The sequence below is a fragment of the Streptomyces sp. NPDC003248 genome, from assembly GCF_055563235.1.
On record NZ_JBVHDT010000007.1, the window covers coordinates 213,041 to 233,640 of the forward strand.

Consider the following 20,600-nt stretch of genomic DNA (forward strand, 5'->3'; position numbering starts at 1 on the left):
GTAGGGGACGTGCAGCGCAACGCGCTGCGGCTGCTGACCGGGTCCGGCAAGGACGCGGGCGAGGCAGCGGAGGGTCAGGAAGCCGAGCTGCGCGTCACCACGGCCGCAGACACCGACCAGGTGCGGCGGGACATGGTGGCGCTGGCGTCCCTCCTCGCGCCGATCCTGGTCGGCAAGCGCGGGCACAGCGACTCCTGCGCGCGGCTTACGCGCACCCAGCCGATGAACATCGCCGCCGAGACGCAGTGGCAGCTGATGCCGCCACGCACTTACGCCGACGGGCGAGTGGTGATCTCCGCAGCCATGGAGCCCGCCTACCGCATCGGCGGCGACGCCTTCGACTACGCGACGGCCGGACCGGTCGTGCACCTGTACTCGCCCTCCTCCAAGACGCCGTCGAGGCCGGGGACGTCCTGCCGCGTCATCTCGCGTACCTCACCGACCGGGTTCTGGTCGCGGCCGGCGAGCCCCAGGTGTACGGGCCCCAGTACACCAACGACCCAGACGGGGAGAACCTGCGCCCGTACCCCGTGACCGACCCCGGCCGGCTCGACGCACGGCGTGCCGCCGCAGGTCTGGAGCCGGCCGCGGAGTACGACCGGCGCATGCACGGCCACGGCCCCGATGAGGCTGCCTGAAGCCGCCCGGGGCACGGCGACAACCCGAAGCCCCAGCAGCAACAACCGGGGCCGGATGAAGGCCGTCCCCGGCCCGCGCCGATGCACCGCCCGAACGAGCCAGCTCGGACACCGGGACAAGCACTGGCGCCTCCCGCTCGGCCGCCGTACGTGACGAGCCTGGCCGGGTATGTCAGTGGGCGCTGTCAGGATGGCGGTATGACGATCACGGATGTGGCGCGCCACGGCGTCGACGAGCAGCGGATCGATGACGCCCTCCAGCGAGGGGTGCGCCGGGCGGTCGGGCACTGGTCCGACATACGGCACAGCGGACGGCCGCTGCGCGAGGGACTGCGGACGATGCGCGGCGACCTCCTCGACCTTGCGGCCGCCCGCAGCCTGGAGGACCCCGCCCTCGGCGCCCCGCAGTCGCGCAGGGTGCTGCTCACCGCGGCGGAGTGCGCCCTCGGGGAGCTGGCGCTGGGCTGCTTCCCCGGCGGCGACTGGGACGTCCCCCTCCCCCTCGTCGACGAGACGCTCACCAGCGAGGAGCTGCGCTACGAAGAGGACCGCGAACCTGCCTCGCTGTCCACCACCGCCCGGACCTGGGTCGAGGCCTTCGCCCTGTGCGTGATCAGCGGCCTGGTGTGGCAGCGCGACCGGGTGATCGGTCCGCTGCTCCACGAGGACTACGCGCCGGCCATCCGTGACGGAGTGCCCTACTCGAAGCGGGAGTCGGTGTCGGCCCCGGCCGACCGCGCCGAGATGGACGCCCTGTGCGGATACCTGACGGTCGTGCACGGCCCGGTTCCCGGCGCCGTCCCCGGCACCGTGCCGCTGGAGAAGCCCGGTCCCGAAGCACAGGCCCGCGCCGCCGGCCGGCTCGACACGGCCGGCACTCTCAGCCCGGACCAGCGCCTGCTGCGCATCCTGCTCGCCGACGACCAGCCCGCCTTCGAACGCGCCCTGACCGCCCGGCTCCTGGAACACCGCAAGAGCGTCGGCGCCGGCCCGGCCCCACGCACCCTGCTGCCGGTGAGGACCATCGCGGTGTCCGCGCTCGCCTCCCAGGCGCACGGATGGCAACTGAGCGTCCACTCCCCCTACCTGCCCGACTCCCTGCTGCACGCTCCGCAGCCCTGAGGTGCGTGCCCGCCATGAGCGGCCGGCGATCTACCTCTAGTAACTCAGGCACCCGGCCGCTGCCTGGCCCCAATCACCCTGGCCGGCGCCCTCGTCTGGCTGACACGTGACCGGCGAGAGGGAGGTCTTCTCCGTGGGGTGCCTGCGGCCGGCGGTCCGCGGCCCATGCGACGAGCCCGTTCCCGCGAGCCGACCGGAACCGAATGCGGGCGGCAGGATTCCGGGAGCCGCGCACATGTGGGAACCGTGCGCAGTGGGCAGAGCGCAGGGGCGGGCCCGATCAGTTGGCCGACGTGTTCGGTGTCATCTCGGCCGCCTCGGTGATGGCGCGTTGTCTGAGATCGCCGGACAGCTGCATCGTGACGGCGGCCAGGACGTCGTCCCCGCCAACAGTCCGCCCGTCCCCGCGGCGGGTGGACAGGGCGAGGAGGGGGTCCTTGAGCAGCGGGGCCGGGGCTGGCTCGCCCGGCACCACCGGACTGACTGTCCCGAACTGCTTGACCCCGCCCTCGCGGACGACCTTGGCCGCGTCCCGGGCCAGGGCCGTCAGGAACACGCTCGCGATTCCGTCCAGGTCGCGGACCATCGCCGGGACCGCCCTCACCCTCCGGCTCCTCAGCAGCCTTCTCACCCCGGCCTCGAACCGGTGGGCGCCGGCCACACCACTCGGTGTACGCGCCCCGCGGCGCTCACGAAGAGACACGAGCGCACCATCGGCGTTGCGCACCTCGCCCATCAGGCCGTGGAAGGTCGGGCTGTGCAGGTACCACGCCGATCCCACCTCCACCTCGACGTTCCGGTCGATCGCCGAGATGAGGTCCTTGGGCATCAGCCTCTTCCTGGCCTCCTCGGCCGCCGCGCTTCTCGCGCCGTCGATGATCTCCGTCAGCACGGTCCGCGTCACCGACGCGGCGGCCCACGCGGCCGGCCGGGAGACGTGCAACGAGGTCACGTCCCTGAACACCGCTTTGACGAGGTGAGGCTGGAACGGCAGGTCGGTCACGAGGGAAGCGGTCTGCGGACCGCTGCGCTCGGTGGGTAGGGGGCGTGTGGTCATCGAAGAAGGTGCTTTCTGCTGTCGAAGGGTTCGATGATGCTGCCACCTGGGTCTGACAGTGGCAGTTGCCCGGTTGCGGTCGCAGGGCACCGTCGGCGCGGGCGTGGCCGGTGTTTCATGGCGGCGCGCCTTCGAGGAGGGCGGCCTTGAGCGCGGCTCGTGGCTGTCGGGGGAGTCATGCGGGTGAGTGGGAGGTGGTGGCCTCGCGGCTGATGGCCCGGTATCGGGTCGTCGCGGTCGATCAGCGCGGGCACGGCGCGAGCGAGCGTCATCCGTACGCGCCGACATCCACCTCAGCCTGTCCCAACTCGTCTGCGGCATCATCTGCTTGAGACGACTCCGAACTTCATTCTGCAACAATCAGTTACTGATCGTTGCAGAATGAGGTCGCGGTGCCGGCTGGGGATCTGCGGTGGTCCGAGAGGGAGGGCGGGCAGTCAGGGCTGTTCGGTCCGTGTTCGTCCCGGCTCACGCAACCCGCGCAAGCGCTGGGCAGTCCTACTGGATCCCGAGATCGGTACAACGGTCTTGCCGGCGTGTGGGCGCACGGGCAGGAAACGGGCATCCGAACGCTTGACCGGGGAGAGGGATGGCGAACCTGTGGTGACGTGCAGCCGGCACTCCAGAACGCATGGCGTGCCCGCCCTGGCGCCGGACACACATTCCCGTAACGGATGCAGAGTCGCTTGAACCGGTGCAGCCGGGCGAAGGCACGCTCGACCACCCGGCGACCCTCCGGCTCCGGCACTGAAAGTGATCCAGAACCACTTCTCAGCCGTCGCCGACACACCGCCCCCTCGCCGGTCAGACCGGGGCGTCCTTCTGCTCGACCGCTCGGCGCCGGGCATCCCCCGGCTGTCGGGCTGGGCTCACTTGCCGGCGATGCTCCACGTACCGTCGCCGTCCTCGGCGGTGCTGCCGAGGGCGGTCCACTCGGCGTCGTCGAGGCCGAGTGCCGCACGGAGGTAGGCGGAGATCGCATCGGCAAGGAGGGCGACGCGGGCCGGGTCCTCGTCGGTGGTCTCGGCGACCGCTTCGCCGGCGATGCCGCCCATGGTGTGCTCGGCCTCGGCGATGGTGAGGAGGCTCTTGGGGGCCGGGCTGAGATGGTAGGCGTCGGTGAACCACTCCGGCCCCCGGGTGGACAGCTGCGACTGGTCCTTGCCGCCCGCGACGACCAGGGCCGGGGTGCCCATGGTGGAGAAGTCCGGCCTCATGAACGGGAGGTTCTCGGCGGCGAACGGGGTGAGGGTGTCGCCGGTCCCGGTCGCGGCGATCAGCACGCCGGCCGACACCGAGGGGTGGGAGAAGTCCTCGCCGGGAACGCCGTCGGCGTCGAGTACGCGGGCGCCGAGGAGGGCGCCCGCGGTCTGGGCACCCCAGGAGTGGCCGACCACGGCGACGCGCTCACGGTCGACGCGGGTCTCCAGGCCCGCCTGGGCCAGGATGTCGCCGAGGTTGTCGAGGATCGCGTGGAGATCGGCTATCCGCACACGCCAGATGGTGGCGAAGCGCGGGTCGTCCCAGCCGATTGCGTTGCGGCGGGAGTCCAGGTGGGTGGGCTGCACCACGACGAATCCGGCGGCGGCCCACCGGTCGACGAGGGGCTCGTACCCGTCCAGGGACCACGCGTTGCCGTGGGAGAAGACGATCACGGGCAGGTTCTGGTCCGACCGGGGGGCGGTGACCTTCACCTGTAGGTCGAGGCCGCGGCCAGGCGCGGGAACGGGGATGGGCTTGACCGAGACGATCTGCCGGCCGAGGGGGCGGAAAGACATGGGAGACCTGTGCTTTCTCTGCGCAGCGACTCTGCCATACTTTGGCGGAGCGACGTTCCGCCAATTTAGCGGAACAATGTTCCGCAAGCAATGGGAGTCATCCGTGTCGGAGTCGATCGGGGTACGCCAAGCACAGGCGCAGCGCACCCGCAACGGCGTACTGGAGGCTGCTGCGGCGGTCTTCGTCGAGCAGGGCGTCCAAGCGCCTGTCCGTGACATCGCCGAACGAGCCGGCGTCGGCGTCGGCACGGTCTACCGGAACTTCCCGACCCGCGCGGACCTCGTCACCGCCGTGTATCGGCACCAGATCGACGCTTGCGCCGCTCTCGCGCCCCGGCTCCGTGAGGAGTCCGCCTCGCCGTTCACCGCGCTGACCCGGTGGACGGACGCGTTCGTGGACTTCCTCGTGACCAAGCACGGTCTCGGCGCGGCGCTGGGGTCCGGAGACCCGGGGCTGGAGAACCTCCACGCCCTCATGCTCGACACCCTGGTCCCGGCCTGCGCGACGCTGCTGGACGCCTGCGCCGCCGACGACGAACTTCGCCCCGGTGTCACCGCCTACACGCTCATGCGCGCCATCGGGAACCTCTGCATCACCGGCCCCGACTACGATCAGGCCGACGCCAAACGCATGGTCGCCCTCCTCCTCACCGGATGTCGCAACACGGCATGACAACAGGCCCGGCGCCCGTGCCCGCCCGAGCCCGCCACGCCGGTCTCCGTCCACAGCGCATCCGCAGCGTGGACTACGGGTGAATCCACTGCCCCGAACCGGCCCTGGTTCTGCTGCGCCACGCCGAACAGCCTTGCGTGGCCGGCCGGCACGGCAGCCGGGCTGCTGCCGCGCGGCCATGAGCCGCATCCTCATCAAGCTCGATCAGCGTGAACTGATCACACGCGAGCCCCACCGGGCGGACCGCCATGCCGCACCCATCGGCGTGACCCCTGCCGGTGCCGCATTCCTGGACGAGGTGTTGCCCCGGCAGCTGTCGCTCGATGCCGGACTTCCCTCGCAGTTGGGGTGAGAAACGGGAAGCCGTTGTCCAAGCCCTGGACGCCCTCATCGCGACGCCGGCCACCTGACGGAAGGGCGTGGTGGCCCACCGGAAACCGCGCGCAGCATGCGGCGACCCCGTACGAGTAAGGGGGTTCCTCGGCGCCGGGGCCTGCGGTTCCAGCGGGTGGTGCCGCCGGCACCGGCTCGCCCGCAGGGTGGAGGGCATCGTCGGCGAGTGGGCCGCGAGGTGCCGGCCGCGATCATCTTCGTGGCCACCTCGGGCTCACCGGAACCAACTGCCACCGGGCTTCGGCCTGTCGGGAGTGACCGTCTTCCGCCGGTTCACCGAGTGGACCGAGGCCAGAGCGTGGTCCAAGCCGCACCGCCTGGTCCTGGTGCGGGACAGGCGGGCACGCTCGGCGTAGGTTCAGATCGACTTGAGGACTCGGATTCGGTCGGTCATGGCGCGCCGCGCGACGTCGGAGTTGAAGGCGATGGAGTCGAATTCGTGCGGGGCGCCGGGGTGCAGGTGGAATTCGACCGGCACGCCGGCGCGGCTGAGTTTGGTGGCGTAGGCGGTGTCCTCGTCGCGGAAGACGTCGAGCTGGCCGACCTCGATGTAGGCGGGCGGCAGGCCGGTCGCGTCCTCGAGCCGGGCGGGAGCCGCCGTCGCCGGGACGTCGGGCCCGCCGGCGGTTGCACCGAGCAGGGCCGGCCAGGCGGTGAGGCTGTCGTCGTAGGACCACAGGAGATGGGGCGCGATGTGCGGGTCCGGGGTGGTGGTGCGGTCGTCGAGCATGGGCATGAGCAGGATCTGGCGGGCGATCTTCGGTCCGCCGCGTTCGCGGGTGAGGATCGTCAGCGCCGCTGCCATGCCGCCGCCGGCGCTGTCGCCCATCACGCCGATCCGGTCGGGGTCGACGCCGAGTTCGCCGGCGTGCTCGTGCAGCCAGCGCAAGGCGGCGTAGGCGTCTTCGAGCGGGGTGGGGAAGGGGTGTTCGGGAGCGCGGCGGTACTCGACCGACAGCATCGGCACGTCGCTGGTGGACACGTAGCGGGCGACGGGCCCGTCGAACAGGTCGACGTGGCCGAAGATGTACCCGCCGCCGTGGAAGAACAGCACAGCGGGGCCCGTGGCCGCGCCTTCCTTGGTGTACCAGCGCATTCTGATCCGGGCGCCGTCGTCCGCGGTCGCGTAGTGCTCGCTGGTCTTGACGTCGTCCGGGATCGGCTGAGCCGTTCCCGCGGCGCCGATGATCGGCTCCCACAGCGCGCGGCGCGCCGCAATGTCGCCTACAGCCGGTGGTGCTACGTCTGCCATTGCGCCGGCCATGGGGGCCAGCGCCGCGGCGATCTCGAGGTCCAGGCTGAGTGCCATGGCCCTTTCCTTTCGGTGGTGGATCGGGGTCAGGCGGCGGACGGGACGACGATGACCTTGCCGTGCAGCGCGCCTTGGGCGGCACGTGCGTGGAGCGCGGGCAGCTCGGCCAGCGGCACCCGCTCGGCGATGTCGACGCGCAGCTCACCGCGGTCGATCAACGCCGCGAGCTGCGCCAGCCGGCCGGCGTCGCTGCGGACGAACAGGTCGACGCCCCGCACATCGCGCTCCTCGTCGCTGGGGGCGGGCATCCACACAGTGGTGTTCACGAGCACCCCGCCGGGACGGACGAGGGTGACCAGCGCGGCCAGTTCGGCCGGGTCGACCGGTGCGAGGTTGAGTGCGACGTCGACCGGTTCGGTCACCACCGCGGTCACGCCGGTGGTGGTGTGGTCGATGACTTCGTCGGCGCCGGCGGACCTGACCGCTTCGCTGCTGCGCGGGCTGGCTGTGGCGATGACGTGGGCACCGGCGTTCTTGGCCAGCTGCACGGCGTAGCCGCCGACCGCTCCGCCGGCGCCGTTGATCAGAATGCGTTGCCCGGCCGTCAGTTTGCCGTGGTCGAACAGCGCCTGGTACGCGGTGAGGCCCACGAGCGGCAGTGCGGCGGCATCGGGCAGCGGGACGCTCTTGGGAGCTGGTGTCAGGACCTCGGCCGGCGCGAGGACGTACTCCGCGGCGGCACCGTTCCCGTCCATCGGCAGGAAGCCGATGACGTCGTCGCCGACCGTGATGCCGTCCACGCCCTCGCCCAGCGCGTCGATGGTGCCGGCGACGTCGATGCCGGGGGTGTGGGGCAGCACCACCGGGATGGGGCCGCGCATGAAGCCGCCGCGGATGTTGCCGTCGACGGGGTTGAAGGATGTCGCGGCGACGCGGATCCGGACCTCACCGGCGCCGGGGGCGGGCTGCTCCACGTCCTCGTAGCGCAGGACGCCGGGGTCGCCGTACTCGTGGAAACGCACTGCCTTCATGTCGGTTCTCGCCTTCACTTCGATGTGAGTTGCTTCGAATTCGAAGCAACTGCCGTGATGGTATCGCTGCTTCGAATTCGAAGCAAGTGGGGTCGGTCATGGCCGGCGCGAGCGGATCGCCGCGGCGAGTTCGGCGGCGGCTCGGCTGATGCAGGCATGCAGCCGCCCCGCATCGCCGCGAGCCGCGGTCCCCCAGTCGGCGGGGTCCGCGACGACGACCGTGGGCACGGGGTCGGCGTGCACGCCGGTCAGGCGCCCGCGTATCACCTGCGCGAGGTCGGGTGGCTGCCAGCGGGAGCCGCTGTCGAGCGCCAGCAGCACCGGCATGCCGGAGAGGACTCCGTTCCCGAGGACGGCGAAGAACGAGTCGAACACCTCGCTCGGGGATGCGGCGAGCACCGGGGTCGTCACCACCAGCCCGTCGGCCGCCACGACCGCCGCGATCGCCTCCCGCAGATCGAGGCTGGCGCGGCCCTGGGCGGAGTGCTGGGCGAGGTCGGCCGCCAGCCGGTGCAGCTCCAGCACCTCCACCTCGGCGCGCGCGCCGCCAGCCGCCAGTGACCGGCACACAGCCTCCGTGACCCGGTCCGCGAGCAGACGAGTCGGACGCGCGTAGCCTTCGCCGGCGCTCACGACGGCCAAGGACACCGGGCTCCACGCGGCGGTGATCATCCCGGCATCGTGTTCATGGATTCTTCCCTGCGGCCGGGCTGTGGCGCCGTCACCGCGCAGGGCCGAGGACGACGCTGCCGGACAGTTCCGCGGCTTCGGTGAGCAGCTGCGCGGGGATCACGCAGCCCTCCGGGCGTGGCTCACGAAGGTCACGGCCCGCGTGGCGGGACATCTTCCGCAGCCTTCCGGGAGCCGAGATGAGCAGTAGGTCTGCCTTCTCGGAAGTGATGCGGCAGCCGTGCGGGATGCGCCGGGGCAGGAAGACGATGCCGCCCTCCTGCAACTCGTGCTCCTCGTCGCCGGCCACGCCAGCGCCGATCCGGACAGGAGCAGGAAGACCTCGTCCTCGTTGGTGTGTACGTGGAACGGCGGCGCTTCGCCCTTGCCGGCGTCGAAGCGGCCGACGGTCAGCTGCCCACCGGTCACCTCGGTGCCGGGCAGGGCGCTGAAGGCGCTCCCGCCGATCCGCTCGCGTTGCTGCCGGCCCTCATGTGGTGCGAGACAGGGGATGCTCATGGCCGGTCCTCGGGATCCGTGGGCGGCGGCGCCGTCCTCCTTTCCGCAACCCTGCGCCGCGCCACTGCCCGTTTTCCATGTTCTGCGGTGCTCAGTCGGGCCCAACGCTGCCCGCACCGTGCGCGCACGAGGTCGCGGCATCGGGCCGATGAAAGCCTGGCGTCCGCCCGATCCACCCGCCGGGGACGGCCCCGCAATGCGCGCAGGCGTTCAGTTCCAGCTTCGCCTGGGGTGGCTGGAACGGCGGCAGGCCACACTCTTCGAATTCGAAGCAGTAGACTCCGGTCATGCCCGATTCACCGCCGTCGCTCGACCCCGTGCAGCTCGGCGCCTACTTCGACCTCGTCGAAGTGACCAGCCTGCTCCGGCATGCGGTCGAGCAGCAGCTGCGCGAGAGCGGCGATCTCAGCTATGTGCAGTTCCAACTGCTGGCCCGCCTCGGAGACTCGCCGACGGGCAGCCACCGCATGACCGACCTGGCCGACGGCGTCGTCTACAGCCGCAGCGGCCTGACGTACCAGGTGGGTCTGCTCGAGAAGGAGGGCCTGGTCGTCCGCGCTCCCTCACTGGACGACGAGCGGAGCATCACCGTCACCCTCACCGATGCCGGACGTGAGCTGCTCGCGAAGGTGCTGCCGGGTCACGTCGAGGTGGTCAACGGCCTCCTGTTCGCACCGCTCTCGCCCGACGACGTCCAGGCTCTCGCCGATCTGCTGGCGCCGGTGCGCGACCACATGCGCTCGACGCCGCCCCGCTCGGCCGCATCTCGCCGCCGCCGCAAAGGCGGAGCGTAAGGACTCGTCAGGCCTCGCAGCCCCGGCGACCGCAGCGGATCAGGACACGGCAGGAGGCCGGGCAGCCCGCAGTCGCCGGTGCACCGGAACGGGATCGGAAGGCTGAGTCGTCAGGTTGATCGGCGTGCGAACTGCGCCGGTGTCACCTGGTACTGCTTCTTGAAAGCGCGGATGAAGTGGCTGCTGTCGGTGAAGTGCCAGCGCGCGGCGGCCTCGGAGACGGTGAGGCGTGATCCGGGGTCGGTGAGTGCCGTGGCTGCTTCCTCCAGGCGTCGGCGGCGTATGTAGGCGCTGAACGACTCGTCCAGACTCGCGAAGGCCCGCTGCAGGGTGCGCAGGGAGACGTGCAGGTGCGCGGCCACGGTGGTGGGCGACAGGTCGGCGTCGGCGAGGCGGGCGTCGGCCAGGTCCTTGGCCGCTTGGGCCAGCGCCGGGGTGAAGGCGGGCTCGCGGTCGTCGAAGTGGTCGAGGACCAGCCCCTTGGCCAGTTCGAGCAGGGCGTTGCGGGACGCGTGCGCGGCTGCCGGGCCGAGGTCGCTCACGGTCCGCTGGACCATGGTGGTGTGCGCCATGAGGATCTGCGCCGCGGGTGAGGTGGCCTGCCCGGCGCATGGTTTCCCGGTGACCAGGGACCGCAGGGCCTCACCGGGGAAGATGAAGATGCGGGTGCCGATCTCGGATGTGGTGTGGAAGTGGTTCTCCGCCACGACGTGGTGCATGAAGTAGGTGCCGGCCGAGACACAGGCGTCACCGCCCTGGTCGTGCGGGTCCTGTAGGGTCATCGCACCTCGCAGCCCGACGTACAGCCTGATGTGGTCGTGCTCGTGCGTACCGACCGACTGGGTGCTCACCGATGAGGAGGCCCAGAGTTCGTTGACGGCGGTGTCCTGCAGGGTCACCGAGCGCATGGTCCCCCGGAAGCCGTCGACCGTGGACGTGCTGAACTCCGGCAGGGGGTACAGGTCTCCCATGCGGTCGTTCCAGGTGCCGACGAACGACTCCCATGTTCCCCGGCCGGAGCCGGTACAGCCGGCATCGGCGGTGAACGTGCCCACCTTGCCGCTCGTTCCCAAGAAACGCGGTCTGCTGCTCATGTGTCCTCTGCGCCGACGAACATGCCGCCAGGCTCCCATCCGGTGTCGCAAACGTCCCGTGGCCCAGCCGACGAGTCGAAAACAGGAGGCTCAGCGGGCCAGCAGGTGCTGGATCGCCGCTGCGATCTCGTCGGGTGCCTCCTCGGCCATGCGGTGTCCCGCTCGGGTCAGCCGGTGGTCCGGGTCCGGCGCCCACGCCTTCCGCACCCCGGCAGCGTCGTAGCCCAGTTGCGCGCCCCAGTCCTGCTGGACGACCGTCACGGGCATGGCCAACTACGATCCGGCGTCCAGGTCCGCCTGGTCGTGTATGACGTCGATGCCCGCCGAGGCCCGGTAGTCCGCGACGATCGACGTCACTGCCGCGGCGCTCGCCCGCAGGTGTTCGGCACGCACCTCCTCGGGCATGGCGGCCGGGTCGTTGGCCCAGGCGTCGAGGAACGAGCCGAAGAACGCGTCCGCACTGCCTGCGATCATCGCCTCCGGCAGGCCCGGCGGCTGCGCCATCAGGAAGAGGCGGTAGCCGACCGCCGCCGACACGCCATGCAGGACGTTCCCCATGTCGAGCGTCGGCACGATGTCGAGGATGCCCAGGTGCGTGACGGTCTCCGGGTGGTCCAACCCCGCCCGGAAAGCGACCAGGGCGCCGCCGGGAATGGTGAGCGTCATGAGAGATCATCCTGTCGAGTCGGGGACGTGACCGGATCAGCTTGGGCGACGGCGATCAGCAGCCGATCAGTACGGTCGGGCACCGCCGGCCCCTGGCACGGAGGATGGGGGGCATGCGCATCGACGTGCTCGGTGCGGTGCGTGCCCTCCGTGACGACGGCAGCCCGGCTGACCTGGGCGGACCCCGCCATCGTGAGGTACTCGCCCGGCTCGTCGCCGCCGAGGGACGGATGGTCACCACCGGCACCCTTGTCGATGACCTGTGGACCGATCCGCCGACCCGCGCCGTGGGCGCTCTGCGTACGTTCGTCGCCGCGCTGCGCCGCGCCCTCGAACCCGACCGGCCGCCCCGCAATCCGCCACGCGTCATCGTCACCGAAGGTCCCGGCTACGCGCTGCGCCTCCCGCGCGAGGACGTGCACGTCCATCGGTTCCAGGACACGCTGGCCCGAGCCCGCCGCAGCCCCGACGCGGCGGGCGACCTCGGCGCGGCACTCGCGACCTGGCGCGGACCCGCCTACGCCGAGGTCACCGCCTACGCCGAGGTCACCGGCTCCGCATGGGCGCAGCGCGAGCGGACCCGGCTGGAGGAGTTGAGGTGGGAGGGGGTGGAACTGCGCGCCCGTATCCTCCTCGACTCCGGTGAAGGGGCCGATCTCGTCGCTGAGCTGGGTGCCCGCGTCGCCGAACAGCCGGGGCGCGAGCCGGCCTGGGGGCTGCTTGCCCGCGCGCTGTACCGCGCGGGCCGTCAGGCCGACGCGCTGGCCACCCTCCGCCGCGCCCACTCGATGCTCGTCGCCCCACTCGGACTCGCCCCCAGTGCCGGCCTTCAGCGCCTGGAGACGGACATCCTCAACGGGTCCGCGCTCCCCGAAGGAGCACGTACCACGTGGACCGGCCATGGTGTCCGGCTCGGCCCGCGCACCACCGTGGATCTGGCCCGCACCCTCGCACTGGCGGGTGGCGACGCCCTCGTCCGCTCGCGGCGCGACCGCCTCGCGGCCATCCAGGCGGCGGAACGCACGGGAGATCTCTCCCTGACCGCCCGGATCATCGGCGCCTACGACGTGCCCGCCATCTGGAGCCGGGCCGACGACCCCGAGCAGTCCCGCGCCGTCGTCGCAGCTGCCGAGCGCACGCTCACCGCGCTCGGCCCGGACGGCCCCGCCGACCTGTCCGCCCGCCTCCTGGCCACGATCGCCACCGAGAGCCGCGGCGCCACTCTGCCCGGGACCGAACGGAAGCGCGCGCAGCAGGCGGCGAGTCACGCCGAGGAACCGGCACGGAACCCGGCCGGTCCCGCCCTGCCGGCCTTCGCCCTCGACGGGGTGTTCCTGTAGTCCTTCACCCACCCCGGTCTCGCAGCGGCACGAGACAGGACCGGCGCCGAGATCCTCGACCTGGCCACCCGGCACGAGCTGCCGAACTTCGCCGTACTCGGCCGACTCGTCCGCCTGCGATCCGCCTCGGCCCTCGGCGACCTCCACGCCGCGACCTCGCACGCCCATGCAGCCGACCAGCTCGCCGCCGCCACCGAAGCGCCCCTCGTCTGCGTCCACACCGGGTGGTTCAGGGCCCGGGCCACGGCCGCCCGCGGCACCGAACCCGGCGGACCGACCGCCGCCACGGCCGCAGCGCGCTACCGCGCTGCCGCGCTGCCGAAGACGCCCTCCGGACGGCCGGAATGCCAGGGCTGCACCGCGGCCTGTCCCCGCTCGCCCTCCTGGGACTGCGCCTGCTGCACGACCGGCCCGCGCCCACCGACCCGCACCTCGACCGGGGACCGTACCGACCCTGGGCGCGCCCCCTCGTGTTCCTCGCCCAGGACCGGGGCGAGGAGGCCCGAACCGCGCTCGCCGCGGTGCCCGAACCACCGTGTGACCACATGCGAGAGGCCATGTGGTGCCTGACCGCCCGCGCCGCCGTACACCTCGGCGAACGCGGAATCGCCGCGCACGCCGCGGCCGCCCTGCGCGATGCCTGCGGTCAGTGTGTCGGCGGCGGCCTCGACGCCACGCGGCCGATGAACATGTCGCCGGAATCCCATCCGGTGTCGCCAACGTACGCGCTTCCTCCGCACGGCCGTTCCTACTCTTGGCTGCAATCCAACCGTTGACGATCTTCCGCCCGCGGGTGCCGCCGGCCGCGCCGCCGCCCTGCCCGCCGGCACCGCCGGCACCGCCGCGGCGCACTGCCCGGTGGCGAAGTCGTCGTCGCACCGGCGACTGATTCCCCCCTGACCGACCTTCAAGGAGACAACCGCGATGATTCCCGATGACGATCCGTCCCGGTCGCTGACCGTGGCGCACCCGGACGACCCCGGCACGACGTATGTCTCGCTGGTGGGCAACACGTACGCCATGCTGGTCACCGGCGAGCAGACCGACGGCCGGTACTGCCTGATCGACATGCGCGTGCCCGACGGCGGCGGTCCGCCGCCGCACCGGCACGACTTCGAGGAGATGTTCACGATCCTCGAGGGCGAGATCGAGTTCACCTTCCGCGGCGAGAAGCACACGGTGCGGGCCGGGTCCACGATCAACGTTCCGGCCAACGCGCCGCACAACTTCCGCAACGTCTCGGGTGCGCCGGCCCGCATGCTGTGCATGTGCACCCCCGCCGGCCAGGACGAGTACTTCCTGCGCATCGGCGATGTCGTCGCGGGCAGGGACGCACCGCCGCCGCAGTTGTCGGAGGACGAGCTCATGGAGCGTCGCCGCCGTGCGGCCGAGCTGGCCGCGACCTACCGAAGCGAGTTCCTCTAGCCCGCAGGGCCGGCCGGCCCGGGCGGCCCGCCTCCAAGAGTTCGACGTGGCCTGGGACCGGCACACGGGCCCGGGCCCGGGCCGGTCACGGATGCGGCCGTGTCAAGTGGTGTGACCGTGATGAGCAGTCCAGCGGCGCGACCGTGGACAGGCCGACTGTCACTGCTATCTCCGAGGAGCACAGATTGGGAGCGGTGAGACTGGCGGACCGGCTGGCCGCGGCACGGGCCGGTGCGCTCGTGGGCAGAGAACCGGAACAGGCAGTGCTCGACCGGATGCTGTCGGGCGCGGCGGACACCCCGCCCGTGGCCTACCTGCACGGTCCCGGTGGCATCGGCAAGACCTCGCTGCTGCGCTACGCCGCGTGGCAGGCCGAGCTCAGCGGCCGCCGCGTGGTGCACGTGGACGGCCGCTTCCTCGACGCCGATCCGCGCCGGCTGGAGGAGGCCGCGGCCCCGGCGTGCACCGAACCCGGCACGGTGCTGCTCATCGACACCTTCGAACAGTGCCAGCCCCTTGAAGCGTGGCTGCGCGAGACTCTCCTGCGGCGGCTCGCCGACCATGCGATCGTGATCCTGGCCAGCAGGATCGCCCCCGACGTCGAATGGTCGCTGGACCCTGGATGGGCGCAGCTGTTCACCGCGTTGGCCGTGCGGCCGCTGGACGCCGCCCAGTCCCACGCCCTGCTCGCCGCGCGGGGTGTCCCCGCCGAGCAGCGCGGCCCCTTCGTCACCTTCGCCGGAGGCAGCCCGCTCGCCCTCTCACTGGCCGCCTCCGCGCCCGCCCCGCCGCCCGGCACACCGTGGGAGCCGACCGGCGACGTCCTGACAACCCTGGTCGAGCGGCTCGTGGGCGACCTGCCCAGCGCCGTCCACCGGCGCGCCCTCGAGGTCGTCGCACAGGCGTACGTCACCCGCGAGCCGCTGCTGCGCGCAGTGCTGGGCGACGAGGACACCGACACGGTGTTCTCCTGGTTGCGTCAGTTGCCCTACATCGAGGCCACGCCCGAAGGGCTGCACCCGTACGACGCGGTGCGGGCGACCCTCGAGGCCGACCTGCGCTGGCGGGACCCCGAGCGCTACGACGACGTCCGCGTCCGCGTCTCACGCGCAGGTCTACAGGCCGTACGCGGCGCCGCCGAGGACGACGCGCTGCTGCGGGTCGCGGAGTGGATGTTCCTCTTCCGTCATCAGGGGGGTCCGGACGATCTGTACAACTACCGGACGTACCCGCACATCGAAGACACTCCGCTCCGGCCCGAGGACGTGCCCAGCGTGTTGCGCATGGCCGAGGAGGCGGAGGGCCCGGCATCGGCAGCCGCGGTCGCGCACTGGGTGCGCCGCCAGCCCGAGGCCTTCCGCGTCCACCGCTACGCGGGCTCCTGTGCGCCCGTGTCGTTCATGGCCATCCTGCGGCTGGACGCACCACTGGCCGAGGACCGTGCCGCAGACCCGGTGATCGCGGCGGTCTGGGACCTCGTGGAGGCGGCGGCCGCCCTCGGGCCGGGCGAGCATCTGGGCATCCGGCGCTTCGCGGTACAACCCGGCGGGCACCAGAGGCCCTCACCTCTGATGGAGCTCACCAGCCGGCGCACCATCGGCGAGGAGATGAGGACCCACGGACGCGCGGTGACCTTCACCGTCTTCGAAGACGTCGACCGGTGGGGGCGCTACCTCACCGAGGCCGGGATGCCGGAACTCGCGGCTGTGGACGTCGGCGGGCGGCTACAGCACATCTTCGGCCGGGACTGGCGACGGCAATCAGTGGAACAGTGGGTGCAACACCGGGCTCGCGCAGCGGTCACACCCGTGACGACATGGCCCACAACTGTCGCCACGAGTGGCCCGGGCGCCCAGTTGCCGCGCGCGGCGTTCGCGGAAGGCGTGCTCGAGGCGCTGCGCACCTGGCACGCCCCCCGCGAATTCGCCACCAGCGTCCTGCTGCACTCACCTCTCGTGCTGCGTGGCTCGCCCGACCCGGCCGCTGACCTTCGCGGCGCCATCATCACCGCCCTCGACGCGATACAGACCGACCCCGCGGGCGTCAAAGCCCATGAAGCTCTCACCGCCACTTACATCACGGCCTCCCGCACCCACAAGGTCGCCGCCCGACGACTCGGGGTGCCCTACGGCACCTACCGGCGCCACCTCGCCCTGGCCAAGGAACGCCTCATCGAACAACTGCTGCGGCACCCGGCCATGACATCCACACCGATCCAGCCGCACTCGCTACCGGAGGAGCGAGGTCTCCGCGGAACCTCTGGGCAAGACGGCCTCGGCGGTCACCAGCACACCCCCACGGCCACCCAGGACCTCGCCGAACTACCGGTGACATTCTGATCAGGGGCAACAGATCAGTGCACCAGTACGTCGATCACGCTGGTCAGCTCCGGCTTTCAAGATCCCCGGCCTACCCCGGCGGCACGGTGCAGAAGGTCGAGGCCGACGACTCCAGCCGTCCCAAGAACATCTTGGTGACCTCCGGCCTCGGCGACCGCCTGCCGCATCGCTGCCACGACTCGGTCGTCCACCACCCCGAAGGCCGGCTTCCTGCGGTCCGGCCGTTGATCGGCCAGTCCCATCACGCCCTGGGCCTGGTAGCGGCGCCGCTTCAGGGCGGCTCGGCGGCCTTCGCCCGCTCGCGGACCGTCGACGACCGGCCCGTGTGGCCGGTGCCGCGTACGAGCACCCCGATCTTCACCGCCTCGTCGTTCATGTCCACCAAGAGCCCGCCACGTCCACGGTGGACGGGAACAGCATCCTCCAGCCGGAGCAACGGCTCTTCCGCGACGTCGGACTGTCGGCCACACCAAGATCGGCGCCGGCCACGGAAAGCGAGCGAGCCGGGGACCCGTATCCGGAGGCTGTGGAAGTTCAGCGCGGACGGCTGCAACGACGTAGGCCGGACAGGCGCCCCACAGCGGCTGACGGTCGGCGAGTGGACGCGATCCGCCCTGACTCCCGTATTGACGGTGGATCTCTGGAATCGGCTCTGTTGCCACCTGGGTGGAGCCGCTAGCAAGTGCGGCTCCACCCCTCGCCGGCAGAACCGCCGAGCATGGTCGCCCCGAGGATGGACATCGGGGCGCGGGAACTCACTGGACCGGCTGGTAGGCCTCGGTTCCGTCGTTCAGGAGGCGCTCGGCCTCGGCCTCGATCTCGTGCAGTGGCAGGTCGAGGTTGAGGGTTTTGCGGAACGGCTGGCGGACGTCCTTCTCCACACGGACGTACACCTCGTTGCGGTTGCCCTCGGGGTCGAAGAAGTAGATGCCGTAGGCGTTGCCGTGGGTGACTTCCTGCTGGACGATGATGCCCTCGTCCCGGAAGCGGTTGTGGTAGCCGACGAGGGTCTCCAGGGAGTCGATGCGCCAGGAGATCTGGTGGGTGAGCTTGACTCCGTCGGGGGCGGTACGACCGCTCTGGAGGACGAACTCGTGGTGCTCTTCGTCGGGCTTGGAGCTGAGGAACACGATGCCGCGCTCAGGGTCCTCGTCGGTGACCGTGAGACCCAGCAGACGGGTGTAGAAGTCGCGCATGACCTCCAGGTCGTTGACCCAGAGTCCGGTGTGGCCGAGGCCGGTGATCGCCATGGGGATGCTCGCTTTCGTTTGAGTGGTGCCGGGAGGGATTACGCCCGGGGCTGTTCGGCTTGGACGGTGCTGGTCAGGTCACCGATGCCGTCGATGCTGACGGTGACGCGGTCGCCGGGAGTCAGGAACACCTGGGGGTCGCGACGGAATCCGACCCCACCGGGGGTGCCGGTGAGGATGACGTCGCCCGGGAGCAGCGTCGTGAACTCGGAGACGGTGCTGACCAGGGTGGGGATGTCGAAGATGAGACGGGAGGTGTCGGAGGACTGCAGCACCTCGCCGTTGAGGGTCAGTGTCACCGTCAGTTCGGCGACCCTGTCGCCGATCTCGTCCTCCGTGACCAGCCAAGGGCCCAGGGGCGTGCTGGCGTCCCATGCCTTGCCCTGGAGCCACTGGTGCGTCTTGTACTGGTAGTCGCGCATGGTCACGTCGTTGGCGATGGTGTAACCGGCGATCACCTCGAAGGCGTTCTCCGGAGCCACTCGGCGAGCCTCCCGGCCGATCACGACGGCGAGCTCGGCCTCGTAGTCGACCTGGGACGACTCGGCCGGGACGAGGATCGGGTCGTCCGGGCCGAGGAGACTGGTCGGGAACTTGGTGAACAGAACCGGGTAGGTGGGCAGTTCACGCTTGGTCTCGGTGACGTGAGAGCGGTAGTTCAGGCCTACGCAGAAGATCTTCTGGGGCTCCGGGACGACCGGGCGAAGGGTCACTTCGGCGAGCGGCACGCGGCCCGCCTCGTCCAGTCGCGGCTCGGCGAGCAGTTGCTTCGGAGTCTCGCGCCCCAGCTCACGGACTCCTGCCAGGGGGACGATGTCGTCGCCGTCCACCAGTCCTGCGTGGGGGACTCCGTCCCGGAGATATGACACGTAGCGCATGTGCGCCCCTTTCCATGGTGCAGAGGGGGGATGGTCACCGGCTGCGGGGCGGCGGGCCTCCGACGGAGGTGGCCTCGGGCACGGTGCGGGCCTGGTCGGCATGGGTCCCGAGGAGTCGGCGCAGAGCCGCACCGACAGCGGACGCCTGCCGTGGTTCGAGGACCGCGCAGACGTACCGGTCCGGCCTGATGACCAGCAGTTTTCCGCGGCTGTCCGCCATGATCCGGTCCAGCCTGCCGTCGTAGTCGGCGACCGTCCGGCGGGCGGCACCGCTCCGGGGCAGCCGGTCGCCGTACAGGACGTCGATCTCGGTGGCGCCCAGTGCGGCCAGCGGGGAGTCGTGGACAGGACGCCAGTCGTCCTGGGCGAGGTCGACGCCGACGAGCGCGAAGCCGTTGCCCAGCGCGCTGTCGAGATGATCCGTGGTACACCCGTCCGACAGCAGCACCCGCGGCTGCTCCAGGGGCCGGCCGAGCAGCGGTGACGCGGAACCGGCGGGGGGACCCACGACCACTCCGGAGCTCAGGACCGCCGACGGCCGGTACTTCATGCCCTCCAGGTACCGGCGTCCGCTGGGGAGGAGCATCCCGAGGGATATGAGGAGGTCGCGGGCGACTGCTTTGGGTCTGCTGGTGGTCATGACGGTGTCGCGGAGCATTTCCGAGAGCCGCACCACGGCGGTCGCGTGCGGGCGGCGCTCGGTCTCGTAGGTGTCCAGCAGTTCGTCTCCCGCTCTCGCGGCCAGCACCTCGGCGAGCTTCCAGCAGAGGTTGGCGGCGTCCCTGACCCCGGAGTTGAGGCCCTGGCCGGCGAACGGAGGCATCATGTGCGCGGCATCACCCAGGAGGAAGGCGCGTCCGGAGCGCCAGCGGTCGGCGACCACGGCGTTGAAGCGGTAGTTGACGCTGCGTTCCACTTGTTCGGGCGTGATCGTCCGGTAGGGCGCGAGCAGCTCACGGATCAGCTCGAAGGCGGGCGGGACGCCTGGTTCGCCCTCGCCGGGGTGGAGCAGGAACTCGTACCGGCAGCGGCCCTCGCGGCCGGGGACGACCACGTGCGGACGGGACGGGTCACCGTGGTGCATGCCGTACCGCTCGTCGTGCGGGTCCTCGACGGTGTCGACCACCAACCAGACGTCCGGGTAGCTGGTGCCGGTCATACCGACCCCGGTGAGCTGGCGCACGGTGCTACGGCCGCCGTCGCACCCCAGGACGTAGCGCGCCGTGACGCGCTCCTCACCCGTCGGCGTACCGATCACGGCCGTGACGCCCTCCGGATCCTGCTCCAGCGTGAGCAGTTCCTGCCCGAAGCGGGACTCGCCGGGCAGGGTGTCCAGCAGCAGTCGCTCCAGCTCCGGCTGGGCGAACTGGTTCTTGAAGGAGTGGCCGAACTGGAACGGCGTCGCGCCCCGGGCCTGGAAGAGGGGCCGGCCGGTGCGCGCGTAGTAGCGGGTCCCGGTGCCCGGGACGACCACGGAGGACAGCCCTTCGACCAGGCCGCCCGACCGCAGTGTGCGCAGCGACTCGTCGTCGAGGCTGATGGCCTTCGCCTCGTCGCTGGTCGACGCGTTGCGCTCGATCAGGAGCGTGCGTACTCCGCGGGCGGCCAGCAGGTGGGCCGAGGTCAGACCGACCGGTCCCCCGCCCACCACAAGCACCTCGTAGTCCGCGGGCATCCCACGT

Annotated in this window: 17 protein-coding genes and 4 pseudogenes; 10 read left to right on the forward strand and 11 right to left on the reverse strand. The window is 71.2% G+C overall.

Going from position 1 to position 20,600, the window contains the following annotated elements:
- Positions 1–245: 245 nt before the first annotated feature.
- Complete coding sequence (locus ACZ3KJ_RS18960; RefSeq protein WP_467528288.1) at positions 246–638, forward strand: DUF6624 domain-containing protein; 393 nt, start codon at positions 246–248, stop codon at positions 636–638.
- 198 nt (positions 639–836) lie between these two features.
- Complete coding sequence (locus ACZ3KJ_RS18965; protein WP_467528290.1) at positions 837–1,760, forward strand: immunity 49 family protein; 924 nt, start codon at positions 837–839, stop codon at positions 1,758–1,760.
- Positions 1,761–2,040: 280 nt separating this feature from the next.
- Here the strand turns inward: ACZ3KJ_RS18965 and ACZ3KJ_RS18970 are convergent, their stop codons facing one another.
- Entirely contained in the window at positions 2,041–2,817 is a 777-nt protein-coding gene (locus ACZ3KJ_RS18970) for a hypothetical protein (protein WP_467528292.1), read from the reverse strand.
- A 146-nt stretch (positions 2,818–2,963) separates the two neighbouring features.
- Between ACZ3KJ_RS18970 and ACZ3KJ_RS18975 the strand changes: the two are divergent.
- A pseudogene (locus tag ACZ3KJ_RS18975) lies at positions 2,964–3,092 on the forward strand (alpha/beta fold hydrolase); the annotation flags it as partial.
- Between the two features lie 594 nt (positions 3,093–3,686).
- Here ACZ3KJ_RS18975 and ACZ3KJ_RS18980 read toward each other — a convergent pair.
- Positions 3,687–4,595: an alpha/beta hydrolase family protein gene (locus ACZ3KJ_RS18980; protein WP_467528293.1), complete on the reverse strand. Its 909-nt coding sequence runs from the start codon at positions 4,593–4,595 to the stop codon at positions 3,687–3,689.
- A 103-nt stretch (positions 4,596–4,698) separates the two neighbouring features.
- Here ACZ3KJ_RS18980 and ACZ3KJ_RS18985 point away from each other — a divergent pair, with 103 nt between their 5' ends.
- The 3 genes and pseudogenes from ACZ3KJ_RS18985 to ACZ3KJ_RS18995 form a co-directional block, all read left to right on the forward strand.
- Entirely contained in the window at positions 4,699–5,268 is a 570-nt protein-coding gene (locus ACZ3KJ_RS18985) for a TetR/AcrR family transcriptional regulator (protein WP_467528295.1), read from the forward strand.
- A gap of 178 nt (positions 5,269–5,446) precedes the next feature.
- Positions 5,447–5,620, forward strand: coding sequence for a hypothetical protein (locus ACZ3KJ_RS18990; RefSeq protein WP_467528297.1), 174 nt, complete (start codon positions 5,447–5,449; stop codon positions 5,618–5,620).
- A 96-nt stretch (positions 5,621–5,716) separates the two neighbouring features.
- Positions 5,717–5,987 (forward strand): annotated as a pseudogene (locus tag ACZ3KJ_RS18995) (transposase); the annotation flags it as partial.
- Positions 5,988–6,019: 32 nt separating this feature from the next.
- Here ACZ3KJ_RS18995 and ACZ3KJ_RS19000 read toward each other — a convergent pair.
- The 4 genes from ACZ3KJ_RS19000 to ACZ3KJ_RS19015 all read right to left on the reverse strand — a co-directional run bounded on the left by ACZ3KJ_RS19000 (position 6,020) and on the right by ACZ3KJ_RS19015 (position 8,923).
- Entirely contained in the window at positions 6,020–6,970 is a 951-nt protein-coding gene (locus tag ACZ3KJ_RS19000; RefSeq protein WP_467528298.1) for an alpha/beta hydrolase, read from the reverse strand.
- Between the two features lie 29 nt (positions 6,971–6,999).
- Complete coding sequence (locus ACZ3KJ_RS19005) at positions 7,000–7,944, reverse strand: NADP-dependent oxidoreductase (RefSeq protein ID WP_467528299.1); 945 nt, start codon at positions 7,942–7,944, stop codon at positions 7,000–7,002.
- A gap of 96 nt (positions 7,945–8,040) precedes the next feature.
- On the reverse strand, positions 8,041–8,616 hold the full coding sequence (locus tag ACZ3KJ_RS19010; protein ID WP_467528301.1) for an NAD(P)H-dependent oxidoreductase: 576 nt from the start codon (positions 8,614–8,616) through the stop codon (positions 8,041–8,043).
- Between the two features lie 49 nt (positions 8,617–8,665).
- Complete coding sequence (locus ACZ3KJ_RS19015) at positions 8,666–8,923, reverse strand: cupin domain-containing protein (protein WP_467528303.1); 258 nt, start codon at positions 8,921–8,923, stop codon at positions 8,666–8,668.
- A gap of 496 nt (positions 8,924–9,419) precedes the next feature.
- Here ACZ3KJ_RS19015 and ACZ3KJ_RS19020 point away from each other — a divergent pair, with 496 nt between their 5' ends.
- Positions 9,420–9,926 carry a MarR family winged helix-turn-helix transcriptional regulator gene (locus tag ACZ3KJ_RS19020; protein ID WP_467528305.1) on the forward strand — a complete coding sequence of 169 codons (507 nt, stop codon included), beginning with the start codon at positions 9,420–9,422 and terminating at the stop codon, positions 9,924–9,926.
- Between the two features lie 110 nt (positions 9,927–10,036).
- Here the strand turns inward: ACZ3KJ_RS19020 and ACZ3KJ_RS19025 are convergent, their stop codons facing one another.
- Positions 10,037–11,020 (reverse strand): helix-turn-helix domain-containing protein, encoded by a 984-nt coding sequence (locus ACZ3KJ_RS19025; RefSeq protein ID WP_467528307.1) that lies wholly within the window; start codon positions 11,018–11,020, stop codon positions 10,037–10,039.
- A 90-nt stretch (positions 11,021–11,110) separates the two neighbouring features.
- Positions 11,111–11,665, reverse strand: a pseudogene (locus ACZ3KJ_RS19030) (alpha/beta hydrolase); the annotation flags it as partial.
- A 134-nt stretch (positions 11,666–11,799) separates the two neighbouring features.
- Here ACZ3KJ_RS19030 and ACZ3KJ_RS19035 point away from each other — a divergent pair.
- From ACZ3KJ_RS19035 to ACZ3KJ_RS19045, 3 genes and pseudogenes are all read left to right on the forward strand, one after another.
- Positions 11,800–13,802, forward strand: a pseudogene (locus ACZ3KJ_RS19035) (AfsR/SARP family transcriptional regulator).
- Between the two features lie 148 nt (positions 13,803–13,950).
- Positions 13,951–14,451, forward strand: coding sequence for a cupin domain-containing protein (locus ACZ3KJ_RS19040; RefSeq protein ID WP_467528309.1), 501 nt, complete (start codon positions 13,951–13,953; stop codon positions 14,449–14,451).
- A 194-nt stretch (positions 14,452–14,645) separates the two neighbouring features.
- On the forward strand, positions 14,646–16,790 hold the full coding sequence (locus ACZ3KJ_RS19045; RefSeq protein WP_467528610.1) for an ATP-binding protein: 2,145 nt from the start codon (positions 14,646–14,648) through the stop codon (positions 16,788–16,790).
- Between the two features lie 755 nt (positions 16,791–17,545).
- On the opposite strand, the gene ACZ3KJ_RS19050 is transcribed toward ACZ3KJ_RS19045, so the two are convergent.
- The 3 genes from ACZ3KJ_RS19050 to ACZ3KJ_RS19060 are packed head-to-tail and all read right to left on the reverse strand — an operon-like array spanning position 17,546 to position 20,593.
- On the reverse strand, positions 17,546–18,040 hold the full coding sequence (locus ACZ3KJ_RS19050; RefSeq protein ID WP_467528311.1) for a VOC family protein: 495 nt from the start codon (positions 18,038–18,040) through the stop codon (positions 17,546–17,548).
- Between the two features lie 38 nt (positions 18,041–18,078).
- Positions 18,079–18,918 carry a fumarylacetoacetate hydrolase family protein gene (locus tag ACZ3KJ_RS19055; RefSeq protein WP_467528313.1) on the reverse strand — a complete coding sequence of 280 codons (840 nt, stop codon included), beginning with the start codon at positions 18,916–18,918 and terminating at the stop codon, positions 18,079–18,081.
- Between the two features lie 34 nt (positions 18,919–18,952).
- Positions 18,953–20,593, reverse strand: a complete 1,641-nt coding sequence (locus ACZ3KJ_RS19060; protein ID WP_467528315.1) for an FAD-dependent monooxygenase — start codon at positions 20,591–20,593, stop codon at positions 18,953–18,955.
- Positions 20,594–20,600: the final 7 nt, after the last annotated feature.

What these genes read in the sequence shown, in the direction of transcription:
- ACZ3KJ_RS19060 (WP_467528315.1), bottom strand. Translation starts at nt 20,593, where the DNA reads ATGCCCGCGGACTACGAGGTGCTTGTGGTGGGCGGGGGACCGGTCGGT.
- ACZ3KJ_RS19005 (WP_467528299.1), bottom strand. Translation starts at nt 7,944, where the DNA reads ATGAAGGCAGTGCGTTTCCACGAGTACGGCGACCCCGGCGTCCTGCGC.
- ACZ3KJ_RS18980 (WP_467528293.1), bottom strand. Translation starts at nt 4,595, where the DNA reads ATGTCTTTCCGCCCCCTCGGCCGGCAGATCGTCTCGGTCAAGCCCATC.
- ACZ3KJ_RS18970 (WP_467528292.1), bottom strand. Translation starts at nt 2,817, where the DNA reads ATGACCACACGCCCCCTACCCACCGAGCGCAGCGGTCCGCAGACCGCT.
- ACZ3KJ_RS19050 (WP_467528311.1), bottom strand. Translation starts at nt 18,040, where the DNA reads ATGGCGATCACCGGCCTCGGCCACACCGGACTCTGGGTCAACGACCTG.
- ACZ3KJ_RS19000 (WP_467528298.1), bottom strand. Translation starts at nt 6,970, where the DNA reads ATGGCACTCAGCCTGGACCTCGAGATCGCCGCGGCGCTGGCCCCCATG.
- ACZ3KJ_RS19025 (WP_467528307.1), bottom strand. Translation starts at nt 11,020, where the DNA reads ATGAGCAGCAGACCGCGTTTCTTGGGAACGAGCGGCAAGGTGGGCACG.
- ACZ3KJ_RS18990 (WP_467528297.1), top strand. Translation starts at nt 5,447, where the DNA reads ATGAGCCGCATCCTCATCAAGCTCGATCAGCGTGAACTGATCACACGC.
- ACZ3KJ_RS18965 (WP_467528290.1), top strand. Translation starts at nt 837, where the DNA reads ATGACGATCACGGATGTGGCGCGCCACGGCGTCGACGAGCAGCGGATC.
- ACZ3KJ_RS19020 (WP_467528305.1), top strand. Translation starts at nt 9,420, where the DNA reads ATGCCCGATTCACCGCCGTCGCTCGACCCCGTGCAGCTCGGCGCCTAC.
- ACZ3KJ_RS19010 (WP_467528301.1), bottom strand. Translation starts at nt 8,616, where the DNA reads ATGATCACCGCCGCGTGGAGCCCGGTGTCCTTGGCCGTCGTGAGCGCC.
- ACZ3KJ_RS19040 (WP_467528309.1), top strand. Translation starts at nt 13,951, where the DNA reads ATGATTCCCGATGACGATCCGTCCCGGTCGCTGACCGTGGCGCACCCG.
- ACZ3KJ_RS19055 (WP_467528313.1), bottom strand. Translation starts at nt 18,918, where the DNA reads ATGCGCTACGTGTCATATCTCCGGGACGGAGTCCCCCACGCAGGACTG.